Below are 25,017 nucleotides of genomic sequence, written 5' to 3'. Positions count from 1 at the left end.
TACATAAATCTTACTGGAATTTTTATCATTTTAAATCAAAAAAAGCATCCCTCTCGAGATGCCTTTTTGCTAACTAAACTTAATTTTCTTATTAGTTGAAATCGAATCGAATACCTAAAGAAATATTATTCTCGTCTACAAGATTGTTCTTAAATATTGGATTTAAATCGTATTTAAAATACAGACTTATTTCTTTATAACCTATATAAGAACTCAATCCGTAAACAAAATTATTTACATTATAATCGCCTTTTGTTTTTTGTGTGGTTTTATAATCATTGTCTTCAAATTTTAAAATCTGTTTCGATTTTACATTAATTCCAGCATAACCTCCAAAACCCATTCTAAATCCTTTATGTGTTCTGAAATAGCTTTTCCCATCATAATTTCCATCTTTCGAAAAATCAAATTCTAAATGAACTGGCACAACTAAATAGACATTTCTAAAACGAGATTCTTTTAAGTGTATCGGATTTGTAACGAGATCTGTCTGATTGCCATTTACAACAAAACTGCGATTATCTGTCGGTCTAAGATTATTATACATTAATGAAAGTCCATATTTGGCATGCAATAAATTGTTGTCGTTTAGAATTCTAGAATTCAAAGTCAAACCCCATTCGTAAAAATGCGACCCTATAAAATCATAATTCGAATCCTGAAGTTTGCCATCAACCATCGTACTATTTAACCCCATAGCAAATACAAACTGAGAAGTCGTTCTTTTAGATTCTCTTTTCACTTTATCATCTTGCCCATTGTAAACCTTCATTGCAGGAATTTTTATTTCTGTCTGATGTGGTCTGATTGAATCATTGCTACCGCCAATTAACAATATAGTCCCTCCTTTGTCTTTATTGTAATTCACTTTTCCATCTACTTTTTCCTGAACCAATTCTTGTAACTTTTCCTGCTCAAGAGCTACTCTATCTTCTATGTTACGAGCTCTTTTTTCTGCAAAATCTTTTTTCTTTTTTTCAGCTTCTTCTCTAGAAATGGTTCCTTCGACTAATTGATTATTAACCTCATCGACTTCTTTCTTTAAAGCTGCTTTTTCTTCATTTGTTATATTTTCGATATTAACTGCAATTGCTTTTGCTTTGTTCTCAAAAGTTTCTTGCCCTACCATTTTGGTAACAAACAGGAATACTAAGAGAAATAGATAAATTGTAAAATTTTTCATGATTACTTTTTTTTGATTGATTTGATTGATGATTTAATTTTTAATGTTTCGATTTTCAACAGCGACTTTAACGGTGTGGTAACTTTTATTGATTTTTGCAATCATTTTTTCTCTAAAAGAAAGTTCCAATTCTCCGTCAACCTGATCTAATAAATCATTAGAATTAATTTTGATTTTTGATTTTGATTTAACTGCATTTTCTGCTAAAATCGCAGTTTCAGCCGTTTCTAATAATTGATCAACATTTTCTTGCTTAGAAGTTTCAGCAATTAAAGTTGGATTGTTTGTTGATTGTTTTTCTTGATTGTTTTTGATGATGATTGAAGACTCCGCTATTTGATTAGATTCTTTTTTAATGATTTGATTTGAAGTTTGATTACTAACTCTTTCTTCTTTATTTATTGATTCTTCTGAAGTTTTTTCAGCAATCGCAGTTTCCGTTTTAATGGAATCCACATTGTTTAAAACAGGTTTTGCAACTGATACATTTGGAGTTTCAGTTTCTTTCTCTACAACTACCGTTTCTGGTGTTTTAACTGCATTTTTATTTTGATTGAAAAATAGCGTTCCAACCAATAAAAACCCCACAACACTTGCTGCGATATAAAGCCATTTTTTACTTTTCTTAGGTTTCTTTTCTTCTGCTACACTCAACATTGTATCCAATCGATCCCAAGCTTTGTTGCTTGGTTCGATTTCGCGTTGATTTAGTTTGTCACGGAAATCCTTTTCAAAATTATTCGGTTCCATTATCTTGTCTTTTTAAAATATTAATTTGTGTTTGCAGCATTTTTCTAGCGTGCGATAATTGCGATTTTGATGTTCCTTCATTTATTCCCAACATCTTGGCAATTTCATTGTGTTTGTAGCCTTCGATCGCATATAAATTGAAAACCATTTTGTAACCGTCTGGCAAGGCATCAATTAAATATTGAATTTGTTCTACTGTAAATTGGCTATCGATTTCATTAAAGCTTTCTTCGACAAAAAATTCATCTTCGGCAAATTTTACTTTTTTCTGAACTCTTAAATAAGAAATGCATTCGTTAACCATAATTCGGCGGATCCAGCCTTCAAAACTTCCTTTGTGCTCAAACTTGTTTAAATTGGTGAACACTTTCATGAAAGCCGTTATCATTACATCTTCTGCCAATTGAATGTCTTTTATATATTGACGACACACGCTTAACATTTTAGAAGAAAACTTACCATAAATCTGCTGTTGCGCCTGACGATTGTTCTCGACAGCCAACTTTATGATTTTGGTTTCTTCTTGATGTAACGAAATAATTTTCATTAATAAGCTTTCGGTTTTGGTTTTAGAAACAGACTTCTATTAGCATAGACGATTGTCGATTTGAAATGGTTGCATGAGGGTAAAAAAAATTTCAATAAAAAAAATCAAAATTCCAAGACATATAAATACACAACTGATTTACAACAAAGTAAAACAATTATCTAATTGACAAATTTTCTAATTATCTAATTAAAAAGATTATTTTTTTCTTTCGATTACGTAATTCACCATCAAAGTCAAAGCGTCTTTGTATTCTGAATCTGCAAAGTTTTGAAGTAATGCAAGTGCTTCCTGCTGGAATTCTACCATTTTATTTTCGGCGTAAGCCAAACCATTATTGTTTTTTACAAAGGCAATCACTTCTTTTACGCGTTTTTTGTCTTTGTTGTGGTTTTTGATGGAATTTATCAACCACTTTTTTTCTTGCGGAGTACAAGTATTTAAAACGTGAATTAAAGGTAAAGTCATTTTTTGCTCTTTAATATCTATTCCTGTTGGTTTTCCAATGGCTTCGTCGCTATAATCAAATAAGTCGTCTTTGATTTGAAAAGCCATTCCGATCAATTCGCCGAATTTGCGCATATTTTCTACCTGCACATCATCTTCGATTACGGCTTTCGCGCCAAGCGCACAACAAGCTGCAATAAGTGTTGCTGTTTTCTTTCTGATAATTTCGTAATAAACATCTTCGGTAATATCAAGTCTTCTTGCTTTTTCTATTTGAAGCAATTCTCCTTCGCTCATTTCGCGAACGGCAACAGAAATAATTCTCAATAAATCGAAATCGCCATTATCAATAGAAAGCAACAAACCTTTAGACAATAAATAATCTCCAACCAAAACGGCAATTTTATTTTTCCAAAGCGCATTGATTGAGAAAAATCCGCGGCGGCGATTGCTATCGTCCACAACATCATCATGTACTAAAGTTGCGGTATGAATTAATTCGATTACCGAAGCTCCACGATATGTTCTTTCGTTTACAGTACCGCCAGAAACCATTTTCGCAGTAAGAAAAACAAACATCGGACGCATTTGTTTTCCTTTACGGTTTACGATATAATAAGTAATTCGGTTTAATAAGGCAACCTTAGAGGTCATCGACTCATGGAACTTTTTTTCGAAAAGTTCCATCTCGTTAAAAATGGGCTGCTTTATTTGAGAAGTGATATTCATTTAGACTTCAAATATACTATTTTAAATAAAAATACGTTGTGTATTTTAGGTTAGGATTTAAATAATTTATGCCATAACCTGAAAAAAAACTCCCAAAATAGCTCTAACTAATACTGATTTGAATTCATTAACTGAAAAGAAGAACCCAAAACTATTTATTTATGAAAACAAAATTTTTATTAATTAGCACTTGTATTACAATGTCTTTTTTTATCAGCTGTAATTCTGATGAAAAAACAAATGATGGATCGACGACAGCAGCCATTACCAACGATGAGATTATAACCAACTCTAAAATCGATGCTTCTGTTGAGGATGTTACTAATATTGCCGAAGATCAATTTAGTTCTCAGCTGAATATAAATTCAAAACCAAGCGGACCTATAAAAAATTATCTTCCGAGCTGTGCCACAATTACTACGGTTTTAACCAACAATACTTGGACAAAAACAGTAGATTTTGGCGTAGAAGGCTGTACTCTGAATAACGGAAATACAGTAAAAGGTAAAATGGTTGTTTCTTTTTCAAACGATTTTACTTCTTCTACACAAACCATCAGCTATACCTTTGAAGGATTTTATCATAACGGAAAAAAACTTCAAGGAAGCAAAAGCATTGTGAGAACGATTAAAGAAACGAATTTATTAGTAACGCCACACCCTGTCTCTACAGCTTCTATAGATTTGACCATTACTTTTGATGATGGAAAAATTTATTCTAGAAAAGGAACTTTAATAAAAGAAATGACCTCCGGTTATGACACTTGGTTTGATTGGGACGATAATGTCTTTGTAGTTACAGGAAGCGGTTCTACAACTTTCCCAAATGGAGATACTTTCTCAGCAGAAATCACTACTCCTTTAGAGTTTAATGCAACTTGCAGAAAATCTTTTGCAGTAAAAGGAATTGTTTCTATAACTAAAAATGGCGCTACAGCAACTCTAGATTATGGTAGCGGAGAATGCGATACTCTTGTAAAAGTAACAAAAGACGGAGTTACAGAAGAAGTAGATTTGAAAAAATAAAGCATCCTTTTTGTCCAGAAAAAAAGCATTAAAAACAAGAGATTTCTCGTTTTTAATGCTTTTTGTTTTTTATAATTTTAAAAAAGATTAAGCTTCTTTGTTGGCCAATTGTCCGCAAGCGGCGTCAATGTCTTTTCCTCGACTTCTTCTCACTTTTACCACTACTCCAATATTTTCCAATGCTTTTATATAAGCCATAATAGATTCTTCTGAAGCTTGTTGAAACTCGCCATCATCAATAGGATTGTATTCAATTAAATTGACTTTACAAGGCACATATTTACAGAATTTAACCAAAGCATCAACCGAAGCTTTATCGTCGTTGATTCCCTTCCAAACTACATATTCGTACGAGATTTTGCTTTTTGTTTTTCTATACCAATACTCTAAAGCTTCTCTCAAATCTTTTAAAGGGAAATTTTTACTGAAAGGCATAATGCGAGCGCGCGTTTCATCTATAGCAGAGTGTAGAGAAACCGCCAGCTTAAACTTCACATCATCATCTGCCATTTTTTTGATCATTTTCGGAATTCCCGAAGTCGAAACCATGATTCGTTTTGGAGACATTCCTAAACCTTCTTCTGAAGTAATCATGTCGATTGCTTTAATGACATTATTATAGTTCATTAAAGGTTCTCCCATTCCCATAAAAACGATATTTGAAAGCGGATGATTGTAATACAAACGACTTTCTTTGTCTATTGCCAGCACCTGATCGTAAATTTCGCCCGGTTCTAGATTTCGCATTCTTTTTAATCGTGCTGTCGCGCAGAAATTACAATCTAAACTACACCCAACCTGACTAGAAACACAAGCCGTAGTTCTTGTTTCTGTCGGAATCAAAACCGATTCTACCACAAGCCCGTCGTGAAGTCTCACGGCATTTTTTACTGTTCCGTCACTACTTTTTTGCATGGTATCAACCTTAATATGATTGATAACAAAGTTATTTTCAAGCATAGACCTCGTAGCTTTTGCTACGTTTGTCATGTCTTCAAAACTATGAGCACCTTTGCTCCATAACCATTCGTAAACCTGATTTCCTCGAAAAGCTTTATCTCCATTTTCAACAAAAAAATCGCGAAGCTGTTCTTTTGATAAGGCTCGTATGTCTTTTTTCTCCATTTGCATGCTGCAAAGTTAATTTATTTCCAGTATTTTCTAAAACTTAAAGCATTTTACCCCATTTTTTTCTTGATTTAATTTTTTCAAAAAACAAATCAGAAAAACAACGCTAGTATTTCCCGCTCTATTACCCAACAAACTAACAGACAGGAAATTGCATTTTTATTTCTATTCTCTAAATCATTCAATGCCTGTCTTAATAAGCTTTTACATTCTCTACTATACTAATTTAATAAAACTTTAGCTATGATTTTTATCATTTCGTTTTCTACGCGCGCGCGATAATTTTGGTCGAAGAAATAAGGATAGCTTTTGATTCTTTAACTACTAACTGAATTTTAAAACTTCCTGATTTAAGTGATTAACCTATACTTTATCAACATGAAAACAATTCAATCATTTTTACTGACCATTATTTTTACAACTATGGCATTACAGGCAAATGCACAAAAAAATTATAGCGTAGCTGCAAACTCAACTTTTGAAGTAGCAGGAACTTCTACCGTACACGACTGGGTAATGAAATCTACAGAAGGAACCGGCATGGCCAACTTGATCGTTAAGGATTCTAAACTAGCTAGCATAAATAGTTTGCAAATTTCATTATTGGCAGAAAGTTTAAAAAGCTACAAAGAGAGTATGGACAAAGTAGCTTATGAAGCTCTAGATACCGAAACGCACAAACGTATTGAGTATGTTTTAAAATCTGCTGAAAAAATAGACGAGAACACTTGGAATCTAACAGGAGTTTATACTATTGCTGGCGTGAGCAAAGAATACAAAACTCAGGTAAAAGTAACTACTAACAAAGGAACCATTACTCTGCAAGGTTCTAACCAAATTACGTTTGGCGATTTTGAAATGACGCCTCCTAAAGCTGCTCTTGGCGTTGTAAAGGCAGGAAAAGATCTAACGGTAATCTTCAACATTATTTTAAGCTAAGAAAATCAGCATTCTAGTGTTAAAGAAATACACTTTTTTAAGATTTCGTGTTTTATAACTAAATGTTAAAAACTGAAAAATTAATAAAATCTTATATTCTTTTTTACGGTAGTGATCGATTTTACGAAAAATGAAAACGTTATAGTTATTAAATACCAATTTAATAAAATTTTAACAATGATTTTTATCATGTATCATACTAGTTAATAGATAGATCTTTGATACAAGTTAAAACAACATAATAAATACTGAGAGATAGAATTGGCCGAGTTTATCTATTTTTTTAAATCAAAATCACAATTAAAATGAAAACCAATAAAATGAAATTATTCGCCCTTGTTATTGCAATTTTCGGAATCACTTCATTTGCAACAGCACAAAAATCATACACTTTAGATAGTAAATCAACTTTTTCCGTTGCTGGGACATCTACTCTTCACGACTGGGAAATGAAATCGGCATCTGGAACAGGAACAGCCACTTTAAACATCGCTAACGGAAAACTAACCGATATAGAAGCTCTAACAGTTACTCTTTTGGCAGAAAGTGTAAAAAGCGAGAAAAAAAGCATGGATAAGGTGGCTTATGAAACGCTAAAAACAGATAAAAACAAAAACATTAAATATGTTCTAAAATCTGCTGAAAAAGTAAATGAAACAACTTGGGAATTAACTGGAACCTATACCATTGCCGGAGTTAGCAAAGTGTATAAAACTTCTGTAAAAACAACGGTTACAAAAGACGGATTAAACTTTCAAGGTTCTAACAAAATCACTTTTAAAGATTTCGGAATGAAGTCGCCAACAGCAATGCTTGGTACAATAAAAACAGGGCAAGACCTGACAATAAAATTTAATTTAACTTTTAATTTATAAGCCATGAAGAAGATTTATATTCTATTTTTCACAGCTCTTAGCACATTTGCTACTCAGGCACAAGTTAGTTTTGGGAATATGCAAAACCAAATCTCTAGAGGAAAAGATGGTATCAACGTTTTTGACGTTCAAAAAGACAATAGAGAATTTAAAGGCCTTAGTATTGACCTTGGTGGTGCTTTTAATATGGATTTTCAAGCGACAAATTCATTCAACAACCAACCTAATAACATTACGACTACAACCAATACTGCTACGGGTACTACAACTAGATCAATTACAGGATATCGTTTAATGAATACGGAGAACAATTTTACGCTTCCTGCAGCTGATATGTATATTGGAGCTCAATTGTTTGACGGTGTAAGAGTAAATTTAGATGTTTACTTAGCGTCAAGACATCACAATGATTCTTATGTAAAAGGTGGGTACTTACAAATTGACAAATTAGACTTTATCAAAAAAGACTTCTTAGCCGATTTCATGAAATATGCTACCATTAAAATTGGACAAATGGAGAACAATTTTGGTGACGCTCATTTCAGAGGTTCTGATAATGGCAACACAATCAAAAATGCATTTGTTGGAAATAATATAATGTATTCTTTCACGACAGAAATGGGTATGGAAGTTTACTACAATAGAAATGGATTAGTAAGTATGTTAGGAGTTACCAATGGTAATTTAAATCAAAGTAACGAAGAAGTTTTCTATCCTTCTGGTCCAAATGCAAATACAACACATAGCCCTTCAATCTTAGCTAAATTGGGTTATGACAAACAGCTTAATGAAGATTTAAGAGTAAGAATTACTGGTTCTTATTACCATAACGCAAATCTTGGTAATGCAAACATATATTCTGCTAATAGATCAGGATTTGGTTATTGGGGCATATTAAATAATAATGCTTATAAAAATACTATCACTAAGAAAGATGCTAATGGTACTATTATTTCTGAAAGCACTACTGATGTCCCTACTAGCTTCAGCAAAACTTCTACTCCAGAAGCAACGTTCAACCCTAATTTCAAAAATTGGGCTACTACGTACATGATTAACCCTTTTGTAAAATACAGAGGACTTGAATTCTTCGGAACAATCGAATTAGCCTCAGGAGGAGATAAAGCTGGCACAGACGACAAACGTACTGCTAATCAATATGCTTCAGAGCTCATTTACAGATTTGGAGGAAATGAACAATTCTACATTGGAGGAAAATACAATACTGTATCTGGAAAATTATCTAATGCTGACGCTAAAAAGGTTACTGTAGATAAATTTGAAGCAAGTGCTGGCTGGTTTATGACTAAAAACATTTTAGCTAAATTAAACTACGTTAATCAAAAATATAAAGATTACTCACAATTTACAGGAGATCCTGCTACTGGAAATCTAAACAACTTTTATGGTGGTAAATTTGAAGGTTTAGTATTCGAAGCAACAATTGCATTCTAACGTAAAAAAATGAAAACAAGATTTTCAATGTTAATTATGGGTTTAGCAATGTTCTTATTCTTAGGAAGTGCTAAACCCACTTTTTTTGCAGAAGATACGGCTGTGGTAATAAATAAAATAAAAATAGAAATCACAGGATTATCTACTGTTGGCAAATACAATTGCTCTAACACCTTTGCAATAAAAGATACAGTCTTTGTAAATTCAGTTAAAAAAAACACATTTAATACCGACATTAAAATGTCAAACTTTGATTGTGGCAATAAAATAATGACAAAAGATTTACAAGGAACGGTAAAAATTAAAAAATTTCCAAATAGTACAGTTTCTATCAGTGACATAAAACCCTTGGGAAAAAATTACAAATGCAGACTAAATTTTTATATTACTGACAAAACACTTAAGTATAAAGATTTCATCTTATATAATACTGACGACAAAATTCAAGGAACTCTAAGTTTGAAATTCTCTGACATTGAACTAGAAGCTCCCGTAAAAATGGCGGGATTGATTAAAGTTAAAGATGATATCGTGATTAATTTCAGCTTATACAAAAACTAATTTTTCGCATTAAAAAAATTAAAACAGCAAGAATACAAAAATCAAAATTTGGCACAAGAATTGTTTTGCTCTCAAAAGAAAACATAATCTTACAAAGAGCTCAATCATTTTAAAATTTGTAACTTTATTTTTCAGCCATTTAACGTTTACGTTTTATCAACCTAAAAAAATTTAAATTATGAAAAAACAGATTTTGAGTTTAGCTGTAATTGCTTTATTAGCGTTCACTGTTCAATCCTGCGAGAAAAAAGAAAACAAACCTGCAGAAGATGAATTAACTCTTGGAAACAAAGTTGACTCTTTAACATCAGATATCGAAGAAGTGAAAGACACTGCAGTAAGCAAGGCTGAGAATGCAGCTACAAAAGCTAAAGATGCAACAGAAAAAGCAGCAAACGACGTAAAAGATGCGACTAAAAAAGCGGCAAATGATGTTGAAAGCGCTGCTAAAAAAGGTGCCGAAAAAGTAGAAAATGCTGCAAAAGCTGCAAAAGACGGAACTGTAAAAACAGCTAAAGATGTAAATGAAGCTTTGAAAAAATAAATTTCATCTAAATCAAAAACAGAAACCATTCGCAAAACGAATGGTTTTTTTATGCCTCATATTAAGGGTATATTTTTGTATTTTTGTTCCTAAATTACAAGATACTACACCATGCATTTTATATCTCAAGAATTAGAAGATTATATCGAACAGCATTCTGAAAAAGAACCTGAATTGTTAGCGAAGCTAAACAAAGAAACGTATCAAAAAATACTTTTGCCTAGAATGTTGAGTGGCCACTTTCAAGGACGTGTTTTAAGCATGCTTTCTAAATTGATTCGTCCCGTAAACATTCTGGAAATCGGAACTTATACAGGTTATGCTGCTTTATGCTTATGCGAAGGAATGCAAGAAAACGGACAACTGCATACGATTGATATCAAAGAAGAATTAGTAGATTTTCAGCGAAAATATTTTGATGCTTCTCCTTGGGAAAAACAAATTTTTCAGCACTTGGGCGAGGCTGTAAACATTATTCCAGATTTAGACCTAAAATTTGATTTGGTTTTTATTGATGCAGACAAAGAAAACTATTTGAATTATTGGGAGATGATTGTTCCAAAAATGAATAAAGGTGGCATTATTTTATCTGACAATGTTCTATGGAGTGGAAAAATTCTAGATCCAGTTCATCCAAATGATGTAAGCACAAAAGTTCTTTTAGAATACAATCAGCTTTTAAAGGATGATCCTCGAGTTGAAACGGTTTTATTGCCAATTCGTGATGGATTGACTGTTTCGAGAGTATTATAGATTTTTGAGTTTCTAAGTTGCTAAGGCACTAAGATTCTAAGTTTTCTTTTTAAGTTTAAAAGTTATTAAAATGACTTATCTAAATCAGATTGACACAGAAGGTTTTTCAATCATAAATAATGTTTTTACAGAAACTGAAATTGAAAATATAATTTCACTGATTGAAAACAAAACAACAGATAATCAAGAAAATGTGACTTTCAGAAAGTCTCAAGATTTATTTGCGATTAGGCAATTTCATAAAGAAATTCCAGAAACTCTTCCTTTTGTTTTTAATGAAAATCTACAGAAAATTATAAAATCTACTTTTGGAGAAGGATTTTTTATAACGAAGTCAATTTATTTTGATAAACCAGAAAAATCAAATTGGTTTGTGGCTTATCATCAGGATTTAACGATTTCTGTTGACCAGAAAATTGAAGTAGAAAATTTCGAAAATTGGACCGTAAAACAAAATCAATTTGCAGTTCAACCTCCAACAGAAATATTAGAGAATAATTTCACAATCAGAATTCATATTGACAAAACTACTAAATACAATGGTGCTTTAAAAGTGATTAATAATTCACATTCAAAAGGAATTTTGAGAATTGAAAATCTTGATTTTGAAAAAGAAAAAGAAACAATTTGTGAAGTCGAGAAAGGCGGAATTATGATTATGAAACCTTTATTGTTTCATGCATCAAACAAAACGACAAACAACGAACGTAGAAGAGTTATTCATATTGAATTTAGCAGACAACAACTCCCAAATGGTTTGGAATGGAGCGAAAAAACAATTCTAAATTAGCTTTTTAAGTTAAATTTCTTTTAATATTAAAAAAGGCTTTAGTCAAAATACAAATGTATTTCGGCTAAAGCCTTTTCTTTTTAAGCTTTTAATAACCTTCAGCTAAAGCTGAAGGCAACTCAAAATATATTTTATAATTCAATTCAAAAAACTTAGCGTCTCAGAACCTCAGAATCTTAGCATCTTCAAAATTTACCCTGGAAAATATTGCGGTTTCAATTTTCGATACACTAAATAAATTAGCGAACCGAAAAGCGCTCCGAAGAAATATCCAGCAAGAATATCACCTGGATAATGTAAACCTAAATAAATGCGGCTATAAGCAAAAATTAAAGGCCATAGAAATAAAAATCCTAAATATTTGAAATGACGCTTTAAAACTAAGAATAAGAAAGTAGCAACGGCCATAGTATTTGCCGCATGTCCAGAGAAAAAACTAAACGATTTTCTAACCTGAACAACTCGGATAATAGTATTTACTTCTGGATCATTACAAGGGCGTAAACGCTGAAAAGTATGTTTAAATAAGTTACAAGTTTGATCCGTAAAGGCGATCAAAACGGCTATAAAAAGCAATAAATACAGGGTTTGTTTTCCTCCTATTTTTTTATAAATAAGATAAAATAGGAATAAGAAAAATGGCGTCCAATATAACTGATTAGTAATAATAAGCCATAATTTATCGAATGTTTCAGAGCCTAATCCGTTAAGAAAGATTAAAAGATCTTTATCTAATTCCTGTATTTTTTCAAGCATTACATTTGGCGTTTTATAGGTCCTGAGAGCGTGTCAATATCTTCTTTTACTTTTTCGATTTCAGTTGCAGTATCTCCTAAAAGATTTCCTGTATCTCCAAGTAAATTCGATTTTGCATTATTAATTTCTGCATTGATATTTCCAGTAATATCATTCAAAGATTTTGCATCAAGACCATTAGCCTCTGCTCCTTTTTGAATTTCACTTTTAATATCATTAGTTGCATTTTTTAATTGAGCCATAGCTTTACCCATTGTACGCGCGATCTCTGGCACTTTATCAGAACCAAAAAGCATTAGTACTATAAACAGTATGAAAACTAATTCTCCTCCTCCTATACCAAACATAACTTTTATTTTTGTTGTCGCAAAGATATTAAACTTTTCAGCTTAGAGTTTTAAAATTAACTTAAAAAGTCCTTTAAAAATATTATTTCCCTAAAAGAAAAAAGTTCATCAGGTTTTTAAACTTGATGAACTTTTCACTATTACTTTTATTTTATTTAATCAAATTTCGACTTTGTTTCTACTTTTGGCCAAGAGTTATTGGTTACATCAATATCTGCCGTTAGCAATTGTGGATCAATTTGGATACTCTTAATTGCTTTTGTGGTAGCATACACTTTTCTAGCAGTATCATTACTTTTTCTCCAGATTTGCGCTGGGTATTTGTAGCTATCTTTAGAACCATCTTCGTAAGTAATCTCAACTAAAATAGGCATAATCATTCCGCCTGGTTTATTAAATTCTACTTCGTAGAAATATTTAGGCGATTTAATACTTGCTTTTTCCTCAGCTGTAAAAGTTTGATCTATATAATCTGCTAAAGGTTTGAAGTCTTCAACTTTTAAAGCTTTTTTAGAAGCTGCATTGACTTCTGCATTATCTCCTGCAACCAAATAAACGAAAGGCCCCTTTTCAAGACCAAAACGTCCTTTTCTTACCTTAACATTTTTAAGATCCGAAGTTGGAGTTTCTGAAACATAATATTGTTTAACATCTTTTATTGCAATATCTACAAAGTCTGTTGAATAAAACCAACCTCTAAAAAACCAATCTAAATCTACTGCCGAAGCATCTTCCATTGTTCTAAAGAAATCTTCTGGAGTTGGGTGCTTAAACTTCCATCTGTTTGCATATGTTTTGAATGCATGATCGAACAATTCTCTTCCCATAACTACTTCCCTTAAAATATTAAGACCTGTAGCTGGTTTTCCATAAGCATTATTTCCAAATTGGTGAATTGTTTCAGAGTTTGACATAATTGGCTCTAAAAACTTTTGATCACCGCTCATGTAAGGAACAATATTTTTTGCCGGCCCTCTTCTTGAAGGGAAACTTGAGTCTAACTCCTGCTCTGCAATATATTCTAAAAATGAATTTAAACCTTCATCCATCCAAGTCCATTGACGCTCATCTGAATTTACAATCATTGGGAAGAAGTTATGTCCTACTTCATGGATAACCACACCTATCATTCCGTTTTTTACTTCTTTGCTCGTCACTCCATTTTCATCAGGACGTCCATAGTTCCAGCAAATCATCGGATATTCCATTCCTTGATCTTCTGCTGAAACAGAAACTGCTTTTGGATAAGGATAATCAAAAGTATGTGCAGAATAGCTTTTTAAAGTATGCGCAACAGTCATAGTTGAAATTTCTCCCCAAAGCGGATTTGCTTCTTTAGGATAAACAGACTCTGCCATTACTATTTTATTATTTAATTTTACAGCCATTGCATCGTAAATGAATTTTCTAGACGAAGCAATTCCGAAGTCACGAACATTTTTAGCACTAAACTTCCAAGTTTTTTTCTTTTCAGAAAATCCTTTTTCCGTTACTTCTGCTTCTGCTTGCGTTACAATAACCACCGGTTTATCAAATGATTTTTGTGCTTGCTCGTATCTTTTCACTTGTTCAGCTGTAAAAACTTCACTTCTATTCATTAATTCTCCTGTAGCGTCAATCACGTGATCTGCAGGAACTGTAATATTCACATCAAAGTTTCCGAAAGGAAGAGCAAATTCGCCACTTCCCCAGAATTGCATGTTTTGCCATCCTTCCACATCATTGTAAACTGCCATTCTTGGATAGAATTGCGCAATTACATAAATTTTATTACCGTCTTTCTCGAATAATTCATATCCTGAGCGACCGCCTTCTTTTCTGTAGTTATTGATATTATACCACCATTTGATTGAGAAAGAAATTTTTTCTCCAGGTTTTAATGATGAAGCCAAATTAATACGCATCATCGTTTCATTGATGGTATATGACATTGCGTTTCCTTTAACATCTTTAACTTGCTCAATATTAAAACCACGCTCTAAATCTTTTTTCAAATATTTAGTAGAAAAGCCATCAAGCGGAAGTACCTGACTAATTTTATCGCTTTCTGCTAATGTACTCTGTGTATTTGCTTTAGCTTGGTTTTGATCCAATTGTATCCACAAATATTCCAAACTATCTGGCGAATTATTTGTATAAGTAATAATTTCAGATCCGCTTAATTTTGAATTTTTATCATCCAATTCAACATCAATTTTGTAATCTGCTTGCTGTTGATAATAAGCTGGCCCTGGAGCCCCAGAAGCTGTACGAAACATGTTTGGAGTTGCCAGCAAATCGTACATTTGGCTAAACTTGTTTGTATCGTACTTCCCTTGTTGTTTAGTAGGTGTGGTTGCCGCTTTATCCTGCGCTACTAACATTGCAGGAAAAAGTAATAATAATGAAAGTTTTTTCATAAAAATTTAATGGTAATTTCTTTAGGCTGTGAAAATAGTAATTAAAACATTAATTTTACCAATACATTAATATTTTAACAATTCTTTCCTTGAAGATTCTGTAAAAAGAACACTTCTTTTGGTATCAAATGCTGAAATATGTGTAATGTTTTGCTGTTCTGAATTCCAATCTACCAGAATTGTGTTTGAAATCTCAAGCGTTTTAAATTTATCAATGTCCTTAATTCGCGAATAGCAGACCAATACATCATCAGCCTCGACTTCTTTAGATAAAAAACTGACCGTTTTTGATTGTCCGTTTACTTTAATTACGAAATGTTCCGACAAATATTTTTTCAGTAATTCAACATCTGCTGGAGTTTCTTTGCTAGTACCCACAAATGTCTTTTTGTGATACTTTTTCTCCATTGCATTATTCAAATCATCAATAAAAATGCGGGACGTAATTTGCAGCATTTTTTTCTCTGCAGCATAATTTACTTGAAAAACACCAACATAAAATTTATGAAAAGCAAATGCTGAAGACAATACAAACAAGATTCCCAGCAAAGGATAAATTAACTTTTTTTTCATTTTTGAGTAGCCTCAGCTTTCTTAAAATCTTTATTCTTATTGATCATAAAGTCCATTAACTGAAACTTTTGATCTGGATCTACTAATTGTTTAGAATGTGGATCATTTGAGCAATACATTAGAAAAAGCTCCACTTCGTCATCTTTTAAATTAAGCGTTTTAGAATAAAAATCTTTGGTAAAATTATCTTTCGCGTATTCTACAAAAGCAATATCAGTAACTTCTTCCTCTTTTACTTCGTCTTTTTTACTTAAAAGCTTTTTGACATCCTTAAAGATTCGAACAAAATCGGTCCCATATTTTATTGTTTGATCCGACATCATTGCATTGTTTTTCGCCGTAGACTGATTGTCGTCTTCAAACTGCATATCCACATATTTTTGCGAACCACCTTGCATTGATTTCACTTTCAGTTCCTTATGAACCACAACTTCTTTAAGCTGATTATTAATTAAATCCAATTTTACTTTCAAAAGAATTTCAGCACAATCTTTTTCGGTTAAAACTATTTTTTTTGACTGAAATGTCAGGCCAGAGAAAAGTAAAGTATCTTTTGGCTGTGCAGCAATATCAAACAAACCGCCAGCACCGATAAAAGTCCTAACATTTGCATTAATATTCATAACATAACCACTTTCTATGGCTAAAAAATCATTTATAACCTGACCGTGTAATGGTTTCCTAAAACCGTTTTGCCCTAATACAAATTGACAAAATAAGCAGACAACGAGTACTCCTAATTTATTTTTCATTTTCGAGAATTGTTAGATATTTTCTTGCTAGATCTGTGATTAAAAACATACTCATTGTTTTGTTTTTAGTATTCAAAGATACAGCAAATTCGGCATCATCTACACAAAATAATTGAAATCCTTTTATATCATCTAATGGAATTTTCAATCTATCTGTATAATAGTTCTCTTCAAAAAGGTATTCTAATTTTCTAAAAAGGGCCTCTTTTTTCTCTACATTGACTTCTTTTTTCAGCATCGCGGTTCGTCCAGAAATTTTATTCAACAGTTTATCAATCGATGTCGAAGTAGCCGTATAGACCTTTCGTTCTGCGGGCGTATATTTTTTTTGTCCGTATGGAACAATCCCTAAGTTTTCTGCATTTATATTGGCATTTTCATTCACAACCACTTCTTTTAATTCCACTTCTTTCGCAGTCATTTTTACTACCAAAGAACTAACCGCCAAATCTTCTGCAGTTAATCGACGTTTAACCGGATCTAAGTTTACAGCAGAAAAAACCAAAACATCTCCTTCGTGTGCGGCAATCGAAAAATTACCATCAGCATCAGAAATCGTAGCAGCTTGTGTAGTATTATTCACAATATTCACACCTTCAACTGAAGTAGATTGCTCTTGCACCCTACCCGTCAACAGTTTAGCAACTTTCTGTCCAAAACCAAGCTGAACAAAAAAAAGAAAAACAATAATTGATATAACCTTACTTACCCTCACCAGCAATCATTTCTTTATATTTCTCAGCCAACTCTCCTAAAAGAAATTCTGTAGAAGTTTTATTTTTAGAATTCAAAATCACAGTAAATTTATCATTCTCAACAGCATAATATTCAAACCCCTTAACATAATCTACGGGAATTTTCAATCGGTCAACAAAGTGTTCCAAACTAAACATATTTTCCAATAGTCGGATAAAAAATTCTTTTTTCTCAACCGCTACTTCCTTCTTAAGCATAGCCGTTCTCCCTGAGAAAAAATTTAACAAAGGATCAGCAGAAATAGAACCTCCAGCCATAAGAGAACCTTCCGCTGAAGAGCCGCTATTTGCTGTCGGATTTAATGCGGTTGCAGTTTGCAATTTACGTTCGGCTGCAGTATATTTCTTTTGTCCCATCGGAATTATACCCAAATTTTCAGCATTGATATTATCATACCGCTTTACCACAACTTCTTGCAATTGGTACATTACCATTGTAAGATTGACGCTAAAATTAAGATTTGAAAAATCCTCTTGTTTCAGCAAAACCCTTTTTTCTTTAAAACTTATTGAAGAGAAAACCAGCACATCATCTGCTTTTGCCGAAATCAAAAAAGAGCCAGATGCGCTTGTTGTTACCGTTTCTTCTGTTTGTGCATTAATTACGTAAACACCTTCTAAATCTAAAGTATTAGAAACCACTTTACCATTAAAAACAGAACGGTCTTGACTCTGAGACCAACAAACTTGTCCCGCCACAACAATTAAAAAACAAGTAATTTTTTGAAACAAAATAAAATAAATTAGAAATATTCTTAAAACGGTAAAAATATCTCAAGTCGTTCCAAATTTAATATTAAGGACTTGGTAAAAATATGTTAATTAAAATAACTAAGACGGAGATAAAGACAGAGTTTTTAATATCTTTAACAAACAAAATTTGAGCATAAAAAATCATGAAAAGCGTTATTATTGCAAGCACCTCCACCTTACACGGAGGCAAATACTTAGAATATATCTTACCTACTTTAAAAACACATTTTAAAAACTGCAAAACCATTTTATTTATTCCGTATGCGCGTCCTGGCGGCATTTCGCATGACGATTACACAAAAAGAGCAGCAGAGGCTTTTGCAACCATCAACATTGACGTTAAAGGAATTCATGAATTTGAAAATCCACTAGACGCAATAAAAAATGCGGAGGGAATTTTTACAGGTGGAGGCAATACATTTCTGCTGGTTACGCAACTTTATAAAAACAATATTATGCAGTTGCTTTCTGAAACTGTAAAAAACGGAACTCCATACCTTGGATCTAGCGCAGGAAGCAATATTTGCGGTTTGTCAATGCAGACTACAAACGACATGCCTATTATTTATCCGCCAAGCTTTCAGACTTTAGGTTTAATACCATTCAATTTGAATCCACATTATTTAGATGCCGATTTACAATCTAAACATATGGGAGAAACACGCGAAACGAGAATTAAAGAATTCCATGCTTTCAATGCAATTCCGGTTTTAGGATTAAGAGAAGGAAGCTGGCTAGAAGTTAAAGGAGAAAAAATTACTTTGAAAGGAGATTTATCTGCTCGTTTGTTCAGACAAAATCAAGAACCAACGGAATTAGAAACAGAAAGTGACTTAAGCAATTTAAAATAAAATCCCAATTTTTAAATTCCAAATTCCAAAATAAAAAAAGAATGAATGTAAAAATTGGAATTTGGAATTTACATTTTGTTCAAAACAAAAAAGCCTCAAACAATGTTTGAGGCTTTTGAAGAGCGAAAGACGAGGCTCGAACTCGCGACAACCAGCTTGGAAGGCTGGAGCTCTACCAACTGAGCTACTTTCGCATTAACCGGGTGCAAATTTAAAAATTTTAATTTTAAAAACAAATAAAAATTAAAAATTTTATTTTCACAAAAACAAAACTAAATAGTTTGTTTTCTAGAGCGAAAGACGAGGCTCGAACTCGCGACAACCAGCTTGGAAGGCTGGAGCTCTACCAACTGAGCTACTTTCGCATTGGTTCGGCAAAGATAGAAAGAAAGTTCAGTTAAAAACAAGCTTTTCGGTAAAAAAAATCAATAAAAAACAACAATTTTTTATAACTGATTTAAAATTAAAACGTTATAAAAGCAATATTTTAAAAAAAAATCATGATTACAATTAAAGAAATTACATCAAAAGAGACTTATGCCGTTCGCCAACCTGTTTTAAGAAAAGGAAAACCTATCGAAAGTTGCGTGTTTGAAGGCGATGATTTGGAATCAACTCATCATTTTGGTTTATTTGATGACGAAAATTTAATAGGAATTATTTCATTATTTAATAAAATCAATACTATATTTGCCGCACAAAATCAAGCTCAAATCCGTGGAATGGCCGTTCTAGACACCCATCAAAAAAAGGGATTTGGAGAAGCTTTGGTAAAACATTGTGAAACCTATTGCAATGAAAACCAAGTCGATTTTATTTGGTTCAACGCCAGAACAGCCGCAGTAGGATTTTATAAAAAAATGAATTACCAACCGTTGGGCGAAGCGTTTGATATTAAAGATGTTGGAGAACATTATTTGATGTTTAAAAAATTATAATATGAAAAAAATTTACTCTTTAGTAGTAATATGTATTCTTGTGGGCTGTAAAAAAGAAAGTCCAAAATTGGTGCCTATTGTCAAAAAAAAGGTGCCAGCTATCATACTTACTGACGAGAGAAAAGTTGAAATAGATACTGCTGCAATTGGTGTTTTTAAAAGCGAAACGTTGAAACAATTTTATATTGCCTCAGAAAATCAAACCGTTTGGGGAAACCTTAAAAAAAGAACTTTTGTTTTATCACAATTAGAGAAATCAGAAGAATTAGGCTTAGATCCAGAAGATTACAAAATTGCTCAACTAAAAAAATTCGAAAGTAAAGTGGCTTCGCTTAGTGATAAAGATCTGGCCGCTTATGACGTTTTACTGACTTATAATTTTGAAAAATACCTTAATCATATTTATAAAGGAAAACTAGATCCAAAAAAATTGTATACCAATTGGGATTTGGACGAAAAAACATTTGACGTCAATTCTGTTTTAATCACCGGTTTCAACAAAAATAAATTAGACAGTATTGTTGAAAACATTCAGCCCAAAACGCAAACATACAAAGAGCTTCTAAAAGCGCTTGAAATCATAAATACTTTTCCAGATGACAACGTAAAAACAATTGAATCTGCAGACAAAATTGTTTTAAACGATACAAATTCTGCTTTAATAAACATAAAAAAAAGACTTTTGTATTGGAACGATATGTCTGGAAAAGATAGCCTTACCGCTATTTATGACTCCAAAACTTTTGAATCGGTAAAGAGATTTCAAGAAAGACATGGCTTAGCAGCAGACGGAGTTATTGGAGCAGGGACTATCAAGGCTTTAAATTATTCTAAAGAAAGCAGAAAAAAACAGATAATTGCCAATTTGGAGCGCTGGAGATGGTATCCTTCAGAATTAGCTGAAAACTATTTCATTATTAATATTCCAGATTACAGCTTAAATGTTGTAGAGAGTCAAGACACTACTTTGGTTAGAAATGTTGTAGTAGGAACAAGCAAAAGAAGAACACCAATTATCACTTCGTTTTTAAAAACAGTAGTATTCAATCCGACTTGGACTGTTCCTCCAACAATATTAAAAGAAGATGTAGTTCCGGCAATGAAAAGAAATCGAAATTATTTGGCTAACAAAAACATCACTATTTACGATACGGCCGGAAAGGTCGTTTCTCCAATGGCTTGGAATGAAAATAAGCCAAACAATTATCGCTATGTACAAAGTCCAGGTTACGACAACTCATTGGGATTAATGAAAATTTTGTTTCCAAATCACCATAGTGTATATCTTCATGACACCAATCACCGCAATATTTTTGGACGTAATAATCGCTCTATGAGTTCTGGCTGTGTACGTGTTGAAAACCCGTTAGAGCTTGCCCAGCATATTCTAGACATTGATGGAAACTGGCCTCAAGACAGAATTGATACTATTATCGCAAGCAAAACAACGATGAGCTTTAAGATCACCAAAAAATATGCACTGTACCAATGGTATTGGACCGCTTGGAGCAAAAAAAATCAGCTCCTTTTTAGAGCTGATATTTATGATTTAGATTCCGATTTATATACGCAATTAAGAAATTAGCTTCTCTTCCATCGCAAAACTTCTTGAGGGATGGTAGATATATAAACACGATTTGTCTTTTATTAATTGAATAATTTCATTGGTCAATTCAACAGGAACTGCAGGACAACCTTGACTTCTGCCTAATCTTTTATGGTTTCTAATGAAAGACTCAGACACATAGTCTGCGCCATGCATTACAACTCCTCTCTCGCGAGCGTTGTCATTTACACCATTTTCTAAACCATCTAAACGTAAAGAAGCACCATGCTTTCCTTGATAAATTTCGCCTGTGGCATAAAATCCTAAACTGCTTTTAAATGATGAATTAAGATTTGAAAAAGCGGAAGCAAATTCTTCTCCAGTATTTCTTCCGTGAGCTACAAGCGAATTAAACAAAATTGTATTAGTTGTTAAGTCAATCACCCACAAACGTTTAGTGTTTGATGACAAACTAAAATCAATTAGTGTTAGAATATTTTTCTTGACCACTCCTCTTTCTTTCAACAAATAAAATCCTTTTAAAGCTTCCGAAAAAGTTTTAAGCTCAGGCATTTTAAAATTGTTTGAATTTAACGAGTTATAAACGCCCTCGATTTTAGAATCTACTGTAACCTTTTCAACTTTTGCAATTGTCTTTACAGTGGCATTTTTTTTAAGATCGGCTGTGTTCTTTGAATCTTTTCCAAAAGACAATAGCAAAAACACAAATAACGGATAAATTTTGTAAATCATTGAATTTCTTTAGGTTAAACAAAAAATTTGGGTAAGGCAAAAGTAGAAAAAAATCACTCCTTGCCAAATTACACTCTGATTTTCAGGCGTTTTTTGCTTAAACTTTAACATTATTAACATAAAATAGCAATTTCTGTAAGATTTTATCTTATGCCTAAAACCCTAACATTTAGACTATTTTTCTTAAAAAAAGTAAAATAAATGGAAATCTTGAAACGAAAAGTGTAACAAGTGAAATAAATTCTAGTCTATTGTTCCTATATTAAAATACATTTGCAACCTATTTCGCAACAAAATCAAATGAAAAAAATCATTTTCTTCAGTTTTCTATTATGCTCTCTATGGAGTTATGGCCAGAAAAAAGCAATTCAGGCACAAGTAACTTCGCATACCATTTCTATTGATGGAAAACTTGACGAAACTGCGTGGGAAAATGTACCGATTGCGACAGACTTTATCATGTTGGAACCAGACAATGGGAAAGCGATTCCGTATGAAAAACGTACCGAAGTCAAAGTCATCTATAATAATGATGCAATCTATATTGGTGCCATGATGTACGATAATGAGCCTTCTAAAATATTAAAGGAAATCTCGCAACGTGACAATTTTGGAACCGCAGATCTTTTCGGTGTTTTTATAAATGGTTTTAATGACGGCCAACAAGACTTTATGTTTTATGTTTCGGCTGCCGATGTTCAGGGCGATTGCATTATGACGGATGCAAATGGCGAAGATTATTCTTGGGATGCCGTCTGGATCAGCAAAGCGGCTTTGGCTGAAAACGGATGGATTGTTGAAATGAAAATTCCATATTCTGCACTGCGTTTTTCGGGAGAAAACAAACAAATCTGGGGAATTAATTTCTTTAGAGAAATCAAGCGCGAACGTTATAAATATACTTGGAATTTTGTTGATAGAAAGATCGGAACTTTTACGCAGCAAGCAGGAACTTTAGAAGGAATTGAAAATATCAAACCTCCTACTCGATTGTTTTTTATGCCTTATGCTTCCTATTATTTAAATGCTGCCGATGGTCAAAAAACCTACGGAACGATTAAAGGCGGAATGGATATTAAATACGGAATTACAGATGCTTTTACAGTTGATGCCATTTTAATTCCAGACTTTGGACAGACAAAATATGACGATCAGATTTTAAATCTTGGTCCATTTGAACAGCAATTTAACGAAAATAGAGCCTTTTTTACAGAAGGAACCGACTTGTTCAGCAAGGGCGGAATTTTCTATTCACGCAGAATTGGCGGTACTCCGTCAATCGATCCTGCCTTAAATGAAAATGAAGAAATTACAGAATTACCGGCTGCTGTAAACTTAGTTAATGCTCTAAAATTATCTGGAAGAACAAAAGGCGGACTTGGAATTGGGGTTTTGAATGCCGTTACAGAAAAGACTTTTGCTACCATAAAAAATACCGAAAGCGGCGAAACTAGACAAGCAATTGTAGAACCGCTTACCAATTATAATGTATTGGTTTTGGATCAGCGTTTTAGAAAAAATTCGTCGGTTACTTTTATTAATACTAATGTAACTCGAAACGGCCACACAAGAGATGCAAACGTTACTGGTTTGGCTTGGGACTTAAACACAAAAGCCAATACTTATAGTTTATTCGGAAATGTAAAATACAGTCACATTAATGATTTTGAAGATAAAAACGGTTTTTATTCTACAGTAAGTTTAGCTGAAACAAGCGGTAATTACAGATACAGTATTGGTTCTGACTTTGTTACAAAAGATTACGATCCGAATGATTTGGGTATTAATTTCTACACTAATTATTATAATTTTTACGGGAATGCTAATTATAGAATTCTAAACCCAACGAAGCGTTTTAATACTTTTAGGATTAACTACAACATGTACACCGAATTCAATAAAGAATCTGGAAAGCTGCAGGACAATAGCATCAATGCAAATCTGAATTTGACTACAGTAAAAAATAATTACTACGGAGGAGGGATCACTTTTTACCCTTTAGAAATTAACGATTATTACGAGCCGCGCACCGAAAACAGATATGTTACCATTCCGAGAAAAATAGAAACTTGGGGAAGTATCTCGACCAACTACAATCATAAATTCGCGATTGATTTAAATGGTACTTTTAATGTGTTTGATGAATCTGATCGTTTGACCTATGGTTTTGATATTGGTCCGAGATATCGTTTCAGCGACAAACTTTTGCTGACTTATTTCTTTAGTTACATTAGAAAAAATAACAACAAAGGCTACATTGACCAAGTTGATGGCGACGATGATGAGAGTACTCCAAATGATATCATTTTTGCAAATCGAAATGTGATCACTTATTCTAATACTTTGGGAGGCAAATATGCAATAAATAGCGCTATGACTATAAATCTAGCCGTTCGACAATACTGGTCTTATGCGGATAACAAAGATATTTTATCATTAGATCCAGACGGAGATCTTAGTCCGTATCCGCAATATACTGACAATAAGAATTCGAGTTTTTATTCTTGGAATGCCGATTTATCTTATTCGTGGTGGTTTGCGCCTGGAAGTCAGCTTTCTGCTTTGTACCGAAACAATGCCTCTAATTTTGAACGAGTTATTGACAAAGATTACAGACACAATGTAGCAGGATTATTAAATAATGACGCATTAAAACACATTTTTTCTATTAGCGTTAAATATTTTATTGACTACAACGCCGTCAAAAATAAAGTCAGAAAAAGAGCTTAGCGTGAATTAATTTTAAAAAATAAAGGGTTCTTCAATTAATTTAATATTTTTTGTCAAGCTTCATTTTATTAAATATAAATGTAACAATCGTTTCTTGCCTATTTTAGAAATGACTTATCTTTGTAGAAAACAAAAAGT

At 32.7% G+C, this 25,017-nt stretch carries 25 protein-coding genes and 2 tRNA genes; 12 read left to right on the top strand and 15 right to left on the bottom strand.

Annotated elements, in window-relative coordinates:
- Positions 1-91: 91 nt before the first annotated feature.
- The 4 genes from ABTV69_RS08770 to ABTV69_RS08755 all read right to left on the bottom strand — a co-directional run bounded on the left by ABTV69_RS08770 (position 92) and on the right by ABTV69_RS08755 (position 3,656).
- Positions 92-1,183, bottom strand: coding sequence for a hypothetical protein (locus ABTV69_RS08770; RefSeq protein WP_433835496.1), 1,092 nt, complete (start codon positions 1,181-1,183; stop codon positions 92-94).
- 33 nt (positions 1,184-1,216) lie between these two features.
- Positions 1,217-1,933 (bottom strand): hypothetical protein, encoded by a 717-nt coding sequence (locus ABTV69_RS08765; protein ID WP_433835494.1) that lies wholly within the window; start codon positions 1,931-1,933, stop codon positions 1,217-1,219.
- Complete coding sequence (locus ABTV69_RS08760; protein ID WP_433835492.1) at positions 1,920-2,480, bottom strand: RNA polymerase sigma factor; 561 nt, start codon at positions 2,478-2,480, stop codon at positions 1,920-1,922. The genes ABTV69_RS08765 and ABTV69_RS08760 overlap by 14 nt, the downstream gene beginning before the upstream one ends.
- A 198-nt stretch (positions 2,481-2,678) precedes the next feature.
- Positions 2,679-3,656, bottom strand: a complete 978-nt coding sequence (locus ABTV69_RS08755) for a polyprenyl synthetase family protein (RefSeq protein WP_433835490.1) — start codon at positions 3,654-3,656, stop codon at positions 2,679-2,681.
- Positions 3,657-3,817: 161 nt separating this feature from the next.
- Here ABTV69_RS08755 and ABTV69_RS08750 point away from each other — a divergent pair, with 161 nt between their 5' ends.
- A complete protein-coding gene (locus tag ABTV69_RS08750; protein WP_433835488.1) occupies positions 3,818-4,681 on the top strand; it encodes a hypothetical protein in 864 nt (287 codons plus the stop codon).
- An 87-nt stretch (positions 4,682-4,768) separates the two neighbouring features.
- On the opposite strand, the gene rlmN is transcribed toward ABTV69_RS08750, so the two are convergent.
- Positions 4,769-5,812: a 23S rRNA (adenine(2503)-C(2))-methyltransferase RlmN gene (gene rlmN, locus ABTV69_RS08745; RefSeq protein ID WP_201998417.1), complete on the bottom strand. Its 1,044-nt coding sequence runs from the start codon at positions 5,810-5,812 to the stop codon at positions 4,769-4,771.
- A gap of 375 nt (positions 5,813-6,187) precedes the next feature.
- Between rlmN and ABTV69_RS08740 the strand changes: the two genes are divergently transcribed.
- The 7 genes from ABTV69_RS08740 to ABTV69_RS08710 all read left to right on the top strand — a co-directional run bounded on the left by ABTV69_RS08740 (position 6,188) and on the right by ABTV69_RS08710 (position 11,726).
- A complete protein-coding gene (locus tag ABTV69_RS08740; RefSeq protein ID WP_433835486.1) occupies positions 6,188-6,748 on the top strand; it encodes a YceI family protein in 561 nt (186 codons plus the stop codon).
- A 305-nt stretch (positions 6,749-7,053) separates the two neighbouring features.
- Positions 7,054-7,623: a YceI family protein gene (locus ABTV69_RS08735; RefSeq protein WP_433835484.1), complete on the top strand. Its 570-nt coding sequence runs from the start codon at positions 7,054-7,056 to the stop codon at positions 7,621-7,623.
- Positions 7,624-7,626: 3 nt separating this feature from the next.
- Complete coding sequence (locus tag ABTV69_RS08730; RefSeq protein WP_433835482.1) at positions 7,627-9,078, top strand: hypothetical protein; 1,452 nt, start codon at positions 7,627-7,629, stop codon at positions 9,076-9,078.
- A gap of 9 nt (positions 9,079-9,087) precedes the next feature.
- Positions 9,088-9,639 (top strand): hypothetical protein, encoded by a 552-nt coding sequence (locus tag ABTV69_RS08725; protein WP_433835480.1) that lies wholly within the window; start codon positions 9,088-9,090, stop codon positions 9,637-9,639.
- Positions 9,640-9,817: 178 nt separating this feature from the next.
- Positions 9,818-10,183: a hypothetical protein gene (locus tag ABTV69_RS08720; RefSeq protein WP_433835478.1), complete on the top strand. Its 366-nt coding sequence runs from the start codon at positions 9,818-9,820 to the stop codon at positions 10,181-10,183.
- 111 nt (positions 10,184-10,294) lie between these two features.
- A complete protein-coding gene (locus tag ABTV69_RS08715; protein ID WP_433835476.1) occupies positions 10,295-10,936 on the top strand; it encodes an O-methyltransferase in 642 nt (213 codons plus the stop codon).
- Positions 10,937-11,006: 70 nt separating this feature from the next.
- Complete coding sequence (locus tag ABTV69_RS08710; protein WP_433835474.1) at positions 11,007-11,726, top strand: phytanoyl-CoA dioxygenase family protein; 720 nt, start codon at positions 11,007-11,009, stop codon at positions 11,724-11,726.
- Between the two features lie 192 nt (positions 11,727-11,918).
- Here the strand turns inward: ABTV69_RS08710 and ABTV69_RS08705 are convergent, their stop codons facing one another.
- From ABTV69_RS08705 to ABTV69_RS08675, 7 genes are all read right to left on the bottom strand, one after another.
- Positions 11,919-12,482, bottom strand: coding sequence for a phosphatase PAP2 family protein (locus ABTV69_RS08705; protein WP_433835472.1), 564 nt, complete (start codon positions 12,480-12,482; stop codon positions 11,919-11,921).
- Positions 12,482-12,829: a Sec-independent protein translocase subunit TatA/TatB gene (locus tag ABTV69_RS08700; protein ID WP_111422740.1), complete on the bottom strand. Its 348-nt coding sequence runs from the start codon at positions 12,827-12,829 to the stop codon at positions 12,482-12,484. The genes ABTV69_RS08705 and ABTV69_RS08700 overlap by 1 nt, the downstream gene beginning before the upstream one ends.
- A gap of 155 nt (positions 12,830-12,984) precedes the next feature.
- A complete protein-coding gene (locus ABTV69_RS08695; protein ID WP_433835469.1) occupies positions 12,985-15,228 on the bottom strand; it encodes a M1 family metallopeptidase in 2,244 nt (747 codons plus the stop codon).
- A 66-nt stretch (positions 15,229-15,294) separates the two neighbouring features.
- A complete protein-coding gene (locus tag ABTV69_RS08690; protein WP_433835467.1) occupies positions 15,295-15,801 on the bottom strand; it encodes a DUF6702 family protein in 507 nt (168 codons plus the stop codon).
- Entirely contained in the window at positions 15,798-16,553 is a 756-nt protein-coding gene (locus ABTV69_RS08685) for a hypothetical protein (RefSeq protein ID WP_433835465.1), read from the bottom strand. Before ABTV69_RS08685 ends, ABTV69_RS08690 begins: the two co-directional genes overlap by 4 nt.
- Positions 16,543-17,175 carry a carboxypeptidase-like regulatory domain-containing protein gene (locus tag ABTV69_RS08680; RefSeq protein WP_433835463.1) on the bottom strand — a complete coding sequence of 211 codons (633 nt, stop codon included), beginning with the start codon at positions 17,173-17,175 and terminating at the stop codon, positions 16,543-16,545. The genes ABTV69_RS08685 and ABTV69_RS08680 overlap by 11 nt, the downstream gene beginning before the upstream one ends.
- Before the next feature lie 79 nt (positions 17,176-17,254).
- Positions 17,255-18,040: a hypothetical protein gene (locus ABTV69_RS08675; protein WP_433835461.1), complete on the bottom strand. Its 786-nt coding sequence runs from the start codon at positions 18,038-18,040 to the stop codon at positions 17,255-17,257.
- Positions 18,041-18,204: 164 nt separating this feature from the next.
- On the opposite strand from ABTV69_RS08675, the gene pepE reads away from it, so the two are divergent.
- Positions 18,205-18,912, top strand: coding sequence for a dipeptidase PepE (gene pepE, locus ABTV69_RS08670; RefSeq protein WP_433835459.1), 708 nt, complete (start codon positions 18,205-18,207; stop codon positions 18,910-18,912).
- 121 nt (positions 18,913-19,033) lie between these two features.
- Here pepE and ABTV69_RS08665 read toward each other — a convergent pair.
- A tRNA-Gly gene (locus ABTV69_RS08665) sits at positions 19,034-19,106 on the bottom strand.
- Positions 19,107-19,204: 98 nt separating this feature from the next.
- Positions 19,205-19,277: transfer RNA gene (locus ABTV69_RS08660), tRNA-Gly, on the bottom strand.
- Between the two features lie 135 nt (positions 19,278-19,412).
- Here ABTV69_RS08660 and ABTV69_RS08655 point away from each other — a divergent pair.
- Both ABTV69_RS08655 and ABTV69_RS08650 read left to right on the top strand, forming a co-directional pair.
- Positions 19,413-19,850, top strand: coding sequence for a GNAT family N-acetyltransferase (locus ABTV69_RS08655; RefSeq protein ID WP_433835457.1), 438 nt, complete (start codon positions 19,413-19,415; stop codon positions 19,848-19,850).
- 1 nt (position 19,851) lies between these two features.
- Positions 19,852-21,435 (top strand): L,D-transpeptidase family protein, encoded by a 1,584-nt coding sequence (locus tag ABTV69_RS08650; protein ID WP_433835455.1) that lies wholly within the window; start codon positions 19,852-19,854, stop codon positions 21,433-21,435.
- Here ABTV69_RS08650 and ABTV69_RS08645 read toward each other — a convergent pair.
- A complete protein-coding gene (locus tag ABTV69_RS08645; RefSeq protein WP_433835453.1) occupies positions 21,424-22,149 on the bottom strand; it encodes a murein L,D-transpeptidase catalytic domain family protein in 726 nt (241 codons plus the stop codon). The genes ABTV69_RS08650 and ABTV69_RS08645 overlap by 12 nt on opposite strands.
- A 300-nt stretch (positions 22,150-22,449) precedes the next feature.
- On the opposite strand from ABTV69_RS08645, the gene ABTV69_RS08640 reads away from it, so the two are divergent.
- The gene (locus ABTV69_RS08640; protein WP_433835451.1) at positions 22,450-24,879 is read left to right on the top strand and encodes a DUF5916 domain-containing protein; all 2,430 of its coding nucleotides are present in this window, start codon (positions 22,450-22,452) and stop codon (positions 24,877-24,879) included.
- Positions 24,880-25,017: the final 138 nt, after the last annotated feature.

The organism is Flavobacterium anhuiense (genome assembly GCF_050990855.1).
In the GTDB taxonomy this organism is placed as follows: Bacteria; Bacteroidota; Bacteroidia; order Flavobacteriales; family Flavobacteriaceae; genus Flavobacterium; species Flavobacterium anhuiense_C.
This window is presented reverse-complemented; position numbering and strand designations above follow the sequence as displayed.